General features: G+C 39.4%; 14 protein-coding genes. 7 read left to right on the top strand and 7 right to left on the bottom strand.

Features of this window, described 5'->3' with window-relative positions; genetic code table 11:
- Positions 1-120: 120 nt before the first annotated feature.
- Positions 121-603 carry a leucine-responsive transcriptional regulator Lrp gene (gene lrp, locus H4J57_RS15305; RefSeq protein ID WP_182215220.1) on the bottom strand — a complete coding sequence of 161 codons (483 nt, stop codon included), beginning with the start codon at positions 601-603 and terminating at the stop codon, positions 121-123.
- Between the two features lie 134 nt (positions 604-737).
- Here lrp and ald point away from each other — a divergent pair, with 134 nt between their 5' ends.
- From ald to infA, 6 genes are all read left to right on the top strand, one after another.
- A complete protein-coding gene (ald, locus tag H4J57_RS15300; protein ID WP_070373540.1) occupies positions 738-1859 on the top strand; it encodes an alanine dehydrogenase in 1122 nt (373 codons plus the stop codon).
- A 160-nt stretch (positions 1860-2019) separates the two neighbouring features.
- Positions 2020-2859 (top strand): isopenicillin N synthase family oxygenase, encoded by an 840-nt coding sequence (locus tag H4J57_RS15295; RefSeq protein ID WP_182243513.1) that lies wholly within the window; start codon positions 2020-2022, stop codon positions 2857-2859.
- Positions 2860-3022: 163 nt separating this feature from the next.
- Complete coding sequence (trxB, locus tag H4J57_RS15290; protein WP_070373538.1) at positions 3023-3979, top strand: thioredoxin-disulfide reductase; 957 nt, start codon at positions 3023-3025, stop codon at positions 3977-3979.
- 68 nt (positions 3980-4047) lie between these two features.
- Complete coding sequence (gene aat, locus H4J57_RS15285) at positions 4048-4698, top strand: leucyl/phenylalanyl-tRNA--protein transferase (protein ID WP_259366873.1); 651 nt, start codon at positions 4048-4050, stop codon at positions 4696-4698.
- A 1-nt stretch (position 4699) separates the two neighbouring features.
- Positions 4700-5401 carry an arginyltransferase gene (locus tag H4J57_RS15280; protein ID WP_182215222.1) on the top strand — a complete coding sequence of 234 codons (702 nt, stop codon included), beginning with the start codon at positions 4700-4702 and terminating at the stop codon, positions 5399-5401.
- 84 nt (positions 5402-5485) lie between these two features.
- Positions 5486-5704, top strand: coding sequence for a translation initiation factor IF-1 (gene infA, locus H4J57_RS15275; RefSeq protein ID WP_011043571.1), 219 nt, complete (start codon positions 5486-5488; stop codon positions 5702-5704).
- 100 nt (positions 5705-5804) lie between these two features.
- Here the strand turns inward: infA and H4J57_RS15270 are convergent, their stop codons facing one another.
- From H4J57_RS15270 to H4J57_RS15260, 3 genes are all read right to left on the bottom strand, one after another.
- The gene (locus H4J57_RS15270) at positions 5805-6275 is read right to left on the bottom strand and encodes a low molecular weight protein-tyrosine-phosphatase (protein ID WP_182215224.1); all 471 of its coding nucleotides are present in this window, start codon (positions 6273-6275) and stop codon (positions 5805-5807) included.
- Positions 6276-6476: 201 nt separating this feature from the next.
- Entirely contained in the window at positions 6477-8012 is a 1536-nt protein-coding gene (gene nhaC / locus H4J57_RS15265) for a Na+/H+ antiporter NhaC (protein WP_182243512.1), read from the bottom strand.
- A gap of 138 nt (positions 8013-8150) precedes the next feature.
- Positions 8151-8606 (bottom strand): hypothetical protein, encoded by a 456-nt coding sequence (locus H4J57_RS15260; RefSeq protein WP_182243511.1) that lies wholly within the window; start codon positions 8604-8606, stop codon positions 8151-8153.
- A 454-nt stretch (positions 8607-9060) separates the two neighbouring features.
- Here H4J57_RS15260 and H4J57_RS15255 point away from each other — a divergent pair, with 454 nt between their 5' ends.
- On the top strand, positions 9061-9264 hold the full coding sequence (locus tag H4J57_RS15255) for a hypothetical protein (RefSeq protein WP_182243510.1): 204 nt from the start codon (positions 9061-9063) through the stop codon (positions 9262-9264).
- Between the two features lie 352 nt (positions 9265-9616).
- Here the strand turns inward: H4J57_RS15255 and H4J57_RS15250 are convergent, their stop codons facing one another.
- The 3 genes from H4J57_RS15250 to H4J57_RS15240 form a co-directional block, all read right to left on the bottom strand.
- Complete coding sequence (locus tag H4J57_RS15250; protein ID WP_182243509.1) at positions 9617-10345, bottom strand: PRC-barrel domain-containing protein; 729 nt, start codon at positions 10343-10345, stop codon at positions 9617-9619.
- A gap of 303 nt (positions 10346-10648) precedes the next feature.
- On the bottom strand, positions 10649-13690 hold the full coding sequence (locus tag H4J57_RS15245; RefSeq protein WP_182243508.1) for an efflux RND transporter permease subunit: 3042 nt from the start codon (positions 13688-13690) through the stop codon (positions 10649-10651).
- A gap of 2 nt (positions 13691-13692) precedes the next feature.
- Positions 13693-14811 carry an efflux RND transporter periplasmic adaptor subunit gene (locus H4J57_RS15240; RefSeq protein WP_182243507.1) on the bottom strand — a complete coding sequence of 373 codons (1119 nt, stop codon included), beginning with the start codon at positions 14809-14811 and terminating at the stop codon, positions 13693-13695.
- Positions 14812-14824: the final 13 nt, after the last annotated feature.

The raw sequence follows: 14824 nt of genomic DNA, 5'->3' as shown, positions 1-14824 counted from the left end.
ACTATTTTATAGCCATACCACTCAAGTTGCAGTAATACGGGTATGTTTATATACAGTAAAATAACAAACTATTGTAAGGAGTTAAATGTTTAAATCACTTACTTGAGCTTAATGATGCGATTAACGTTTAATCGGTAGAAAATTAGTCGATTTAACCTCTTCCATAACAACATAACTTCTACTTTCGCTTACTGAGGGCAAACGAAGTAAAGTATCACCTAGTAATTCTCGATAGGCGACCATGTCTGCAACGCGGGTTTTAAGTAAAAAGTCAAAGTTTCCAGACACTAAATGACACTCTTGTATAACATCAAGGTCATGGACCGCCCTAGAAAAATCATCAAAAACATCAGGACTGGTTTTGGTTAAGGTTATTTCCACTAATACAAGTAATGCAGCTTCAAGCTTTTGGGGGTTTAATATCGCTTGGTAGCCTTTGATATACTTCTCTTTTTCTAATCGCTTAACCCTTTCTAAACATGGTGTTGGACTTAGCCCTACTCTTTTAGACAACTCTATATTGGATATACGAGCATTCTTTTGTAGCTCAACGAGAATATTACGATCGATGCGATCAATACTTTTGCTTTGAGACGACGACATTATATAAAACACTACATTTTCGAGATATAACAGGATTATATATCGATTTATAAAATATTACGATAGGTTAATTCGAGAATAACGCATTATAATAGCCGCAAATAATATAAAAACATTTAACAGGTGAGACGATTATGATTATTGGTGTTCCTAAAGAAATTAAAAACCATGAGTACCGTATAGGCTTAACTCCAGCAGGCGTTAATGAGCTAACGGTTAATGGTCATGAAGTGATTGTTGAAAATAACGGCGGCGAATCTATTGGTTTTGAAAACGAGCAATATATAGCAGCCGGTGCCAAAATTATAAACACGGCGGCAGAAATTTTTGCAACCGCTGACATGATAATAAAAGTAAAAGAGCCACAACCTGACGAGTGTAAAATGCTACGCCCAGGTCAAATACTATTTACTTACCTACATTTAGCACCCGATGCTAAGCAAACTGAATTATTAGTTGCTTCTGGCGCAACCTGTATTGCCTACGAAACGGTAACCTCTGCTCAAGGTGGTTTACCTTTATTAGCGCCAATGTCTGAAGTCGCTGGCCGTATGTCTATTCAAGCAGGTGCTCATGCGCTTGAAAAAGCACAAGGCGGTTTAGGTGCTTTATTAGGTGGTGTTCCTGGTGTTGCTCCTGCGAAAGTATTAATTATAGGTGGCGGTGTTGTTGGTACTCAAGCTGCTCGTATGGCAATAGGTATGGGCGCTGATGTAACGATATTAGATCGTTCATTACCCCGTCTACGTCAATTAGATACTGAATTTGATGGCCGTTTAAAAACAGTTTACTCTACTGCCGATGCGATGGACCAATTGATTGTTGAAGCTGACTTAGTCATAGGCGCGGTCTTAATTCCAGGTGCAGCTGCACCTAAATTAGTAACAAGAGCCCACATCAAAATGATGAAAAAAGGTGCTGTTGTTGTTGATGTTGCGATTGACCAAGGCGGTTGTTTTGAAACATCAAAAGCAACAACTCATCAAGACCCAACGTATGTTGTTGACGACGTAGTACATTACTGTGTAGCTAACATGCCAGGTGGCGTAGCACGCACATCAACAATGGCATTAACTAATGCAACCATGCCATTTGCGGTAATGCTTGCTAATAAGGGTGCAAAACAAGCCATGCTTGACAACGTACACTTAATGAATGGTTTAAACGTATTAGGCGGAAAAATCACTTACCAACCTGTTGCTGAAGTTTTAGGCTACGACTACATACCACCTGAAGTGGCTATAGCGACTTTATAACGACTGAAAATAATACTTTGTGAGTTCTACATAAAAACAATAAACCTCTGTTATATTTTTAATAGAGGTTTTTTTTAGAATAAATCTAAAAGCTGACCATTTGGTTAGGTTATGTTATATTCAAATAAACATGAAAAAAATAATATAGAGGAAATCAATCATGCAAATTCAAGTAATCGATTATCAAGATAAAGATGCTGGAAAATTATTTGTTCAAAGCTTAAGAGAAACTGGTTTCGGTGTGTTAATAAATCATCCAATTCAGCAAGAGCTTGTTGAATCAATTTATAAAAATTGGTATGAATACTTTAGCACTGAAGAAAAGCGTGAATTAAGCTTTGATCCAAAGAAACAAGATGGCTACTTTTCAACCGAAATATCAGAAACGGCTAAAGGCCATGCTAAAAAAGATATAAAAGAATATTTTCATGTTTATCCTTGGGGCAGGATCCCCGAGCAACTAAAAGAAGAAATTCTTACTTATTATAAGAATGCTTCTGATCTTGCTGCTGAGCTTCTTGATTGGGTAGAAAAATACAGCCCAGAAAATGTATCATCAAAATATTCAGAAAAACTTTCTAATATGATTAAAGACACGCCGAATACCTTATTACGAATTTTGCATTACCCTCCCCTAAGTGGAGATGAAGAACCGGGTGCAGTCAGAGCCGCTGCTCACGAAGATATTAATTTATTAACCATATTACCGGCAGCAAATGAACCCGGTCTGCAAGTACAAAAGCAAGACGGGTCTTGGATTGACGTTCCGAGTGATTTTGGCAGTTTAATTATTAATATTGGTGATATGTTGCAAGAAGCCTCAGGTGGATATTTCCCATCTACTAGCCATCGGGTTATTAATCCTTCAGGTAAGGCCAGTAAAAAGTCTAGAATATCATTGCCGTTGTTTCTTCATCCACGAGACGAAGTCGTCTTGTCTGAACGACATACTCAAAAAAGCTACTTATTAGAAAGATTAAAAGAGCTTGGCGTAAAATAGCGATGAGTGGTGGTGTATAAGGGTTTATATGCCATCACTGTACATTTAATATTGCACTCATAGAAATTTTTATCAAAAAATTAATTTACCCTCTTGAGTTCTTTGCTTAAACTCCCAACTAATACCTTATAATTATACTTTTTATCAATCTTTGGAGTCATTCATGAGCGAAGCAAGACATTGCCCGTTACTCATTTTAGGATCAGGTCCAGCTGGTTACACTGCTGCAGTTTATGCCGCACGCGCAAATTTAAAACCAGTGATGATCACTGGCATGCAGCAAGGGGGTCAATTAACAACGACCACTGAAGTTGAAAACTGGCCTGGTGATGCCGATGACCTTACGGGTCCAGCATTAATGGATCGTATGCAAAAGCATGCAGAAAAGTTTGATACCGAGATTATTTTTGACCATATCAATGAAGTTGACTTTTCGAAACGCCCTTTTACCTTAAAAGGCGATAGCATGAGCTATACTTGTGATGCACTTATCATTTGTACGGGTGCTTCTGCACAATACCTAGGTTTACCTTCAGAAGAAGCATTTATGGGTAAAGGCGTTTCAGCCTGTGCTACCTGTGATGGTTTCTTTTACCGCAACCAAAAAGTTGCTGTTGTTGGCGGTGGTAATACCGCTGTTGAAGAAGCGTTATATTTATCAAACATTGCCTCTGAAGTTCACTTAGTGCATCGTCGTGAAACTTTTCGCTCTGAAAAGATTTTAACTGACCGTTTATACGAAAAAGTTAAAAACGGCAATATTACCTTACACTTAAATCAAACCTTAGATGAAGTGTTAGGCGATAAAATGGGTGTTACTGGTGTACGTTTAAAAGAAACGCAATCTGACACGACTAAAGATATTGACGTTATGGGTTGTTTTATTGCGATTGGTCATAAGCCAAACACTGATATTTTCAACGACCAATTAGCGATGAAAGATGGCTACTTAACGATACAAAGTGGCACTAACGGTAATGCAACACAGACCAGTGTTGAAGGTGTTTTTGCCGCGGGTGATGTAGCTGACCATATTTATCGTCAAGCAATTACCTCTGCTGGAGCTGGTTGTATGGCAGCCCTTGATGCAGAACGTTACTTAGACGCTAAAGGCTCTTAGTCATTAAAAACCAGATTGTCGCATTACTCGATGTCGATGATCTGGCATTTCCACCCTTAAAGCATGCGTTGATTGAACCTAATGGCTTACTTGCTTTTGGTGGTGATTTATCTGTAGCGCGATTAAAGTCGGCCTATCGAAGTGGTGTCTTTCCTTGGTACAGTGCTGGCGAAGCCATTATGTGGTGGAGCCCAGATCCGCGTGGTATTATCCTAACCGACCAATTACGTATTAATCGCACCTTGCGAAAAGTATTAAAACAACAGAACTTCACCGTAACCTTAAATCAAGCCTTTGACCGTGTTATTCATTATTGTGCCGACGCTCCCTTTCGTAAGGAAGATACTTGGATAGTTGATGATATGTTAGCGGCATATCAACAAATGCATGACAATGGTGTCGCACATTCGATAGAAGTGTGGATGGATGGTGAATTGGCCGGCGGTTTATATGGCGTGGCAATTAATGGCAGCTTTTCTGGAGAATCGATGTTTTATCGAAAAAGCAATGGTTCTAAAATCGCATTAGTTTATTTAAATGCTTTATTAAAAGGCCAAAACATTCCATTAATTGACTGCCAAATGCTCAACCCTTTTTTAGAAGACATGGGCTGTATTGAGGTTTCACGCTCGCAGTTTATGACATTGAAAGCAAAAGCATTAACGGTTTCATTACCACCGGATTTTTGGCTACCCCGCCAACTGACAGAAGAGCCTTAATATGAGCACAAATTTTCAGTTAGGCATTACCGGTTCGTTTCCTTGTAACTACTTGCCCAACCAAGAAGAACGTTTACTGATTGCAACCGATGAACGTTTACATAACAGTGAACATTATGGTTGGTTAATGTCACAAGGCTTTAGACGCAGTGGTGATCAGATATACCGACCTCATTGTGAACTTTGCTCTGCATGCAAATCTCTGCGGGTTTTAGTAAAGGAATTTTTGTTATCTAAAAGTCAAAAACGAAATATAAAGAAAAACAACCTATTTACTATTAACATCTCAACTGAAAAAAAAGCTATTTATTACCCGCTGTACGAAAATTACATCAATACTTTACATACCGATGGCTCAATGTTCCCAGCGACAAACGATCAATACAATAGTTTTATCCGTTGTAACGTCACAGAGCAGCTCTACCTTGAAATATGGCATGATAATCAACTTATTAGTGTTGCAGTAACCGATGTACTAAAAGATGCTCTATCAGCCGTATATACCTTTTATCATCCGGATTACAATAAGCATGGTTTAGGCGTGTTTTCTATTTTGCAGCAAGTGTATTTAGCAAAAGATAGGCAGAAGAACTTTCTGTATCTGGGTTATCAAATTGATGACTGCAAAAAGATGAACTACAAGGATCGTTATTACCCACATCAAGTATTGATAGAAAACAGATGGCAAACAGTAAATAAATAACACTATAGCTTTACATTCCGGCCTGTTTTCGGCATCATCTGCCCAGATTTTTGTTTATGCACAACTTTAGAGGTTTAGCGCCCAATGGCGAAAGAAGAAAATATTGAAATGCAAGGTACGGTTCTTGATACCTTACCAAATACTATGTTCCGCGTTGAACTAGAAAATGGTCATGTTGTTACGGCACATATTTCAGGAAAAATGCGTAAGAACTACATTCGCATATTAACGGGTGATAAAGTAACGGTTGAATTGACACCGTATGATTTATCTAAAGGCCGTATTATTTTCCGTGCTAGATAATTAAGACCCTATAAAGCTAAAAGCCCTGTGAATAATATTCACAGGGCTTTTTTATTGCTTTAGTTTTAGATCCTTAAACCTAACATTCAATCATTGACGATTAAGCCAGCTTTTTTAATAAGCCGTCGCTAGCATCTTCAACTAAATCTAAGACAAACTTAAATCCCCTCGCCCCACCATAATATGGATCAGGTACTTCTCGTTCTTCAAAATTATCTGCATATTCTAAAAACAATTGAATCTTTTCATGTAAATGCTCTGGTGCTAACTTTTTTAGCTCTTTAACATTTTGCTCGTCCATCGCTAAGACTAAATCAAATTTGGTGAAATCTTCAACAATAACTTTACGTGCTTTAATTTTGTCAAATGAGTAGCCACGTTCAGTACCTATCTTTTGCGCACGATGATCGGGCTTTTCACGCGCATGAGAGCCCGTTGTACCCGCAGAATCTATCGTTAAAGAAATACCCTTTTCTTTAACTTTATGACGAAAGACCGCCTCAGCACTTGGCGAACGACAAATATTGCCCATGCAGACAAACAGAATGCTATTTATTTCTTTATAATTCATAAGTTTAGTTACCAATCTCCATGTATTTGACATCTGATCACTAGTCTTTTCATACCAGTAAAATCAATGACTTATGTATTGTTAGTGTATTTAACGAAACTATCTTGAGCTATTTTTATAAGAAGGTAAAGGATAATTCTTGATAGAAAGTTACTTTACGTCAAACTAAATTCAATGGCGTAATAAATCATATCAACAACACTATGACTTTTTCGTGACTGAATTGTTATCTACATCATCTTTCGCAGTATCTTCAACTTTTGGTGTACCGTTAGCATTAAATTCAGCTATTGCTTCACCAGAAGATTCCCAATGCTCTCTTTCTTCTTCGGTTGCTTTGGGTGAGAATAATCCAGTAAAAGCATAGAAGATCCCAATAAGTGGTGCCATCCAGCAGGCAAAAGCAAGGGGGATATACAAAAGGTTTTCTATATTGCCATCAGCAATACCAAGACCTAGCGCTGAAATTACAAATGCACCACCCGCATTCCATGGAATAAGGGGAGACATTAATGTTCCACCTTCTTCGATTCCACGTGATAGATTTAAGGTTGAATAGCCCATGCCACGGTAAACAGGTGAGTACATTCGTCCCGGTAAAGCAATCGATAAGTAAGGGTCACCAGCAACTAGGTTAGTCGCAAAGGCAGTACCAATCGCCGCGGTTTGAATACCTGCAAAACTACTCACCTTACTCTTAATAGCATTAATAATTGACTTCAAACAACCTGTTTTTTCGAGCGCACCGCCAAAGCCTAGTGCAATTAATATCAAGGAAATGGTCCACATCATCGATTGTATGCCCCCCCTATTTAACAGACTGTCAATTTCTTCAATCCCCGTACTTATTGAGTAGCCATTATTGGCAAAATCAAAAATTGATTGCAGACTCTGCCCCTGAACAACCATTGCCGTTGCACCACCGGCAACAACGCCAGCGAATAATGATGGCATAGGGGGATATTTTTTTATCGCTAAACCCATGACAACCAAAGCAGGTAATAATACCCATCCTGAAATATAAAAGTTTTCGTCTAGGGTGTTAGTGATAGCGTCAATTCTTTCAAATGAAATGCTTTGAGTGTCGATGACGAAAAACCCCACCAACAAATAGATGATAAGAGCGATGAGCATAGCTGGGATGGTCGTTGCCATCATATTTTTTATATGAGAAAAAACATCGGTTCCAGTCACTGCAGGGGCCAAATTAGTTGTGTCGGAAAGTGGTGAAATTTTATCACCAAAAAAAGCACCAGAAACTACAGCGCCAGCTGTCCAATATGCAGGAATGTTAAAACCTTCGCCAATGCCCATTAAGGCCAAACCAACCGTACCTACACTCGCCCAACTAGTGCCAAGAGAAAGTGAAACAACAGCACAAATGACCATACCAGCAGCCAGAAAGATTTCAGGCGAAAGGACCTTTAAACCATAATAAATAATGCTGGGTACTGTACCGCTAGCAATCCAGACCCCAATAATCATCCCAACCGTTATTAAAACAGACACTGAAGGTAATGCGACGTGAATAACGTGAAAAATTCCTCTTTCAATATCTTTCCATTTCAGCCCTAACTTAATGCCAACAATACTGGTAATGGCTAAACCAATGGCAAGAGGAATGTGTGGCTCAAAAACGCCAAAGTAAAATATTTGTGTCCCAAGAATAAGTAGAGTTAATACGACAGGCGTCAAGGCAAGTAATAAACCCGGATTGGCATTTTTTGTCCGTTTCATTTAAATACCTCATGTTTTGTTATTCATAGATCCGGTGACGAACAGTCATCGTGATGGGTAAAGCAATAGGCAAATTTAACTTGTTACGGCTTTGAAAGCATCACTACATCGTCGATATAAAGGATAACAAAGGTAGGGTCACACATCATTCATCCTTTGAAGGCCATGCATTATTTGCTGATTTTTTTGATGTAAATTATTGATCAAATCCAGAAGATACTCTTTACTATAATTGTTAATTATCAAGGGTAAAATAGATCTTAACCACATTTCTATCTTCTCATTTACCTCTAGCATTACAGTGGTTATTGTTTCACTGTTTGCATTAGGAGCTAACGCTAGTGTTTCTATATAAACTAATAATTGTTCGTCAATATCGTCATCGAACCACATTTCAAATGTTTTAATAGGCGCTTCTATCAATGAGGTCATTAAATATTGGTTTCTGACTTTTTGCTTGTCTGTTAAATAATGTAAAAACATTCTAGCGCGCTCTTGCTCTGTCACTTTAAGACTTCTCTCATAAAACGCTAGCGTTGCGGTATTCAATGTTATTAGGTGTTCAAATACTTCACTTAACTGGTGATAACGCATAACTTTCCTTCCTATTCTAAATTTTTGTGAGCCTATTTTCGAAGAACCTAACGATTAACTTATAAATTAAACAACGCCACTTGAATTTTCTGCTTATGAATAATTTAGTCATGTAGGATTTATTTTTACAACTCAAAGTAACAAAATATCAGCCTGCTAGATGTGCGCTAGCGCACATACTTAATTGATGTAGCAGAACAAAAATCAATTTTTAGCATTATAAAAAGCCTAAAGGGAGATATGTTACTTATACCGCTAATATACACATTTAAATATAACATAGACTACTGAGAATATAGCAATACAGGGGGTAGTAGCTTTGTAGATAAGAAAACCGTTAAGTTTTGTGTGATGGCGTACATATTTATTGTCACATTCCGTGCAAAATAATAGCCGTAACCTATAACTTAACTAATTTAACTAATTTAACAAAACGTAACTATTGGGATTTAATATGAGCAATGAAAACGAACGCAGTATCGCGACCTTTGCGGCTTTAAAAACTTGCATAGCAAATGGAGAAACACAATCAGTAAAAGAATTATTAGCAAAGCAGCCAATACAAGCACTTGAAAAAAGCTATCTTATTGACTTAGCAAAATTAAATAACAATCCTACTATAATAAAACTCATTGAAGAAAGCCCAATAAACGAATGAATTAATTAAAAATTAACATCACAATTTAAAGAGTGCCAGATGCAAGCACCAATGCATTCAATTGAATGACTTTTTAATCAACAGGGCTAGCAAGGAACAAGAAAGGCTAATATCTATTTTATTGATTATCTAATTTTATTGATAACAATGCGCCTATAGCCAGCGATGTTAAGCGACACGAAACAGCTTTATGGTCTGAAATAGTCGCGCAACTTAACCTGTTACTACGTTAGAGTTTAACGAAAATTTCTAGCTTAATAATGGAGAAGGTATCGTAATATATTATCCATTTTTGTTAGCCAACGCTTATTTACCCTGGCTAACGGTAACCCTTAACAAAGTTTAATAACTTTTAATAATACTTACGGAGCTCGTTTTCATATTCTGGATCAATAAACCGCTCTTGATCGAATGGTGGATTTTCCATTATTTTCTCAGCGTTTACATTAACGGTTATATAACAGTCAGTCCAATTGACTGCCTCAATACATTTATGACTAATCAAAACCTTGCGACCACCGGGTGCCCAATTACGCGTATCTATGACGATATACGAAATAGTCCAATTATCGTCATTTAAAATAAAGTCTTTAATATGGCCAATTTTTTGATCTTTCGCATAGATCTCAAATTTCTTAACATCATTGGTTGAATGTAAATGCCAATCTTCTGATTTTACTTGAGTATTATCCTTAGATAACTTTGTATCAACTAAGGGGTTGGGACTAGGAGAAGTTCTCCATAATCCTTCGTTCATCCAATAGTAAGCATAACCGTAGAATTGAAATAATTCAGTTTCATATTGATGAGATATTTGTTGGTGTTCCTCAAGTGGAGGACTATTTTTAATTTTTTGTTGAGTTAAATCAACAGGGAATTTGTAATGTTCCCACTGAGGTTTTTGCAGTGAGATGGTGCTGATTAATATTTTTCGTTCTCCACAGAGCCACTTTTTAGTATCAGGAACTATGTAACGTATTACCCATAATTTATCGTCAAAGAGGAAATCCTTACAAAGACCTATTTTTTTGTCGATACCTTGTAATTGAAAACGCATAAGTTCATTGAGACTTCGTAACATTGTCCTACCCTTCTATATTAATTAAGCTTTAATTTTCGAAAGTCATGGCTTATATCATACTCGGTCAGTTATTTTTCGTATGTACGTCAACACACTTAGCAGTGATATTTTCACTCCAAAACATGGAGATAATATTTATACCTGTTATCAATCAAGCACCTGAAACATGCATTTTGATTGGTAGCGGGTCCATACCCTTGTTCTACTCGATATAGATATAAATCATGGTAGATTCAATCAACGTGAACTTTCTTAAAAAGAAAGTTCACTCTTAGATGATGATAGCTTTATCGTTGGAGGTCCTTATGTTTCCTGATTTGACGTCTTAATTTTCTTTGCTAGCACAATGTAGAACGCTGGCAACACGTACAGTGTTAATATAGTACCAATACCAAGCCCTGCAACAATAGTAATACCAATCGCAAAGCGCGACTGTGCGCCTGGACCCACTGCAATTAACAGCGGGATCATAGCCACAATAAGTGCCAGCGACGTCATAATAATGGGTCTCAAGCGAATCGCAGCCGCTTCAATGACCGCGTCGCGTTTGTCGCGCCCTCGCTGTTGTAGAGTATTCGCGAATTCCACGATGAGAATACCATTTTTTGCGACTACACCAATCAGAGTGATCAGGCCCACTTGCGTATAAATATTCATTGAAGCAAAACCAAGCATAATAAAAGCCATAGCGCCGGCAATAGACATAGGTACAGACACCAGTATAATAAGTGGATCGCGCCAACTCTCAAATTGCGCCGCCAGCACAAGGTAGATAACGAGTAACGATATAAAGAAGGTAACGATTAGTGCGCTACCAGAATTTTCGAATTGTCTAGACTCGCCCTTAAAATCGTAGCTAAAGCCGCGTGGCAAGATATCAGCAGCCTTGGCTTTCATGAAACCAACAGCATCTCCCATGGGTACTGATGGCACGGGAATACCTTCAATTGTTATCGAATTTAGCTGATTAAATTGTGTCCTTGACGAGGGTTCAACATCATGTTCGAAATTAACGACCGAGCCAAGTGGAACCAACTCGCCAGAATCAGCGCGGATGTAATAATCGTTTATTGCCAGTTCACTATCTCTAGCATAACGCTCAACCTGAGGAATAACTTCGTAAGATCGCCCTTCCATATTAAAACGATTAATATAGCCACCACCAAGCATACTACTGAGCTCTTGACCGATTTCTTCCATCGACAAACCTAAATCTGCAGCGCGATCTCTGTCAACCTTTACCCGAGTAACAGGCTTATCGATATCGATTGATTTTTGCACGAAAGTAAAGTTGCCACTTTGCATGGCGGCAACAACCAATTCATCTGCCACCTGGTTAAGCTGATTAAAATCACTCCCTGAAGTCACTACAAACTGAAAAGGTAAACCACCACTGGAACCAGGCAAGGAGGGGATCGGAAATAATGCTGTTTTTAAACCAGTAATATTTGCCACAGATGCCTGTAGTTGAGGCATTATGTCGAACTGCGATATATCACGTTCGCTCCAAGGTTTCATTTTGAAACCACCAAATACAGCATCTGAGCTTGTCATACCCACCAGCATAAATGTCTCGTCGTAGCCTGGCACCTGCTCAAACGCTGTCTGCATTTCAGCGCCATACTTTTGCAAGTATTCAAGGGTAGCTGTCTGTGGTCCTTTGCCCTGAAATAGGATAATGCCACGATCTTCAGTAGGTGCCAGCTCTTTCTCACTTAACATGACCATAAAAAAAATCGATACGAGAACAACCAATGCAAACATGATCACAGGTGACACCGCCTTAACAACGATAGTCAATGAGCGCTGATAAAGGTTGGCTAGCTTTTCAAACAAGTCTTCTACAGTACTTTCAAAACGCGACGACTCTCCATGAGGTTTCAGTACCTTGCTAGCTAGCATAGGCGATAAGGTCAAGGCGATGATCCCTGAAATAACGACCGCACCTGCAAGCGTGAACGCAAACTCAGTAAATAGCGAGCCAACTAGCCCTCCCATAAAGCCAATAGGTGCATAAACAGCAACCAGCGTGATTGTCATCGCAATAATTGGACTTGCCATTTCACGGGCGCCAATGATCGCAGCCTCCTTCTTTGACTTACCATTAACGATGTGACGATGGATATTTTCGACAATAATAATAGCATCGTCGACGACTAGGCCAATGGCCAGAACAAGTGAAAGTAATGTCAGTAAATTGAGTGAGAAACCCAGTACAAGCATTATAAAGGCACCACCAATTAGCGAGAGTGGAACCGCTAGTGATGGAATGATGGCAGCGCGAAGGGAACCAAGACACAAAAACACAATAACAAGCACAATACCTATTGCCTCGATCAGCGTTTTAATGACCTCATTGATTGAATCGTCGATAAATTCTGATGCATCATAAGGCAGTTCTACCAGTAAACCAGACGGTAGCTGAGACTTAATCTCAGGTAGAAGTTCTTTTACCCGTTCTGCCACAGACAGCGGATTTGAGCCAGGAGAGAGGCTAATAGCCACGTAGGTCGATGGTTTTCCTTTGTATAACGCAATGTTTTCGTAGGTTTGCGATCCAAGTTCCACCCTCGCAACATCCTTGAGACGAATAATCGTGTCTTCAGTTGATTTGATAACAAGATTCTTGAACTGTTCAGTGTTAGAAACGTCAGTGTTACTGGTAAGACTAATCTTTATTAACTCTCCTTTTGTTTGTCCAACACCAGAGAGATAATTGTTTTCGCGCAGGGTCTGAACAATCTCGGTCGAGGTAAGATTAACCGCAGCAAGTCTTTGGGGGTCTAACCAAACTCTCAGAGCAAAACGCCGTCCTAAAAGTTCAGCTTTACCCACACCCGATAGTGCCTGTAGTTTTGGCTGTACTTCACGAGCAAGATAATCGGTGATTTCTGGTACCCGCATAGTCTCACTGAAGAAAGCAATGTACATAAGCGCGCGACCTTCACCTGTTGTCGAATTAATAACAGGGTCTTGAGCGTTTACAGGTAATGCGTTCCGCTGACTAGCGACTTTAGATTGGATCTCGGCTAACGCGTCATTAGCATCGTAATTAAGTTCCATCTGTGCTTCGATAGTTGAAAACCCTTGCGTGCTCGAAGAGCTTAAGAAGTCGATGCCTTTAGCTTCAGCGATGGCCTGTTGCAAAGGTTGGGTGATAAACCCCTGAATTAGTTCGCTGCTAGCACCTGGATATGCAGTCGTAACCGTGACTTTAGTGCTTTCTAGCAAAGGATATTCGCGGATCTCCATTTCCATGATGGACCGTACACCAACCAGTAATATCAGCAAACTTACTACCGTGGATAAAACGGGCCGTTTTATGAATATGTCTGTAAAACGCATGGCTATTTTACTCCTGTGCTAACAGAAGCAGGGTCGCGTGAGGAGTCGTTCTGCTTGATTTTTACTTGCTGGCCAGCCCTAAGGCGCAAGAGGCCTGAGGCAACAATAAGCTCTCCAGCTTCAAGTCCTTGCTTAACTTCTGTCATACTTCCTCGTTTAAAACCTGTTTCTAATGTTCGGCGCTCAGTAACCAGTTGACCCGCTGAATTTTCTGTTAATACATAGGCAAAGTTACCGTAGGTGTTGAATGATATTGACGTGTTTGGGATCGCTACCACCTCTCGAGGACCTTCTGCGAAGGTTCTGACAGTAGCAAACATTCCAGGTTTGAGTCCTTGTTGTAAATTAAGAAGCTGAGCACGTAATTTAACGGTGCGTGTTTCAGGTGTGACCGAACTGTTGATAGCGGTAACGGACCCCTTAAATACCTCGGAACCTTTTGCCGCAACAGTGACTTCAACAGGGTCTCCGATGTCAACACTTCGCAGCTCTTTTTCAGAAAGTGTATATTCAACAAGAATTGGGTTAAGCATATTGATTTCAACGATAGGCGTACCTACGAATAGATATTGGCCAATGTCGGCTATACGGAGTCCGAGAACACCATTGAAAGGTGCTGTAATGACTTTTTTGCCAAGCTGAGCCTCTGCCTCTTGCACTCTTGCTCTGGCAGAATCTTCCGCAGCCTTAGCTTTATCATAGGCTAACTGTGAAACAGCTCGTTTGGAAATCAGATCGACGTTATGTTGAAACTCCTTCGATGCAAGCTGTTCCTCAGCCCTACTTTTTTTAAGTATGGCTTGCTCTATTTCGCTATTCAGGCGAATAAGGATATCACCTTTTTCAACACGCTGACCCGATTCGAATAAGACCTCAGTTACAACGCCTGGCATCTCATTAGCGATCCGAACACCATTTATAGCCCTAATACTGCCAATTGATTGAATGCTCGTTTGCCAGGTAGCCATAACAACCTCTGTGGCTTCAACAACCGCAGGTGGTCGTGGCTGCGAGAACTTCGCCTTTATTTGCTCTAGTTGATAGAACTTGTAGCTGAATACGCCACCAAGCAAAACAAGCAGTAAAACAATAGCCATTGCAAAGCGAGAAAAAGTGCCCATTCTGGTGATCCTT

The organism is Colwellia sp. BRX8-7 (assembly GCF_014077275.1).
GTDB lineage: Bacteria > Pseudomonadota > Gammaproteobacteria > Enterobacterales > Alteromonadaceae > Colwellia_A.
This window is presented reverse-complemented; position numbering and strand designations above follow the sequence as displayed.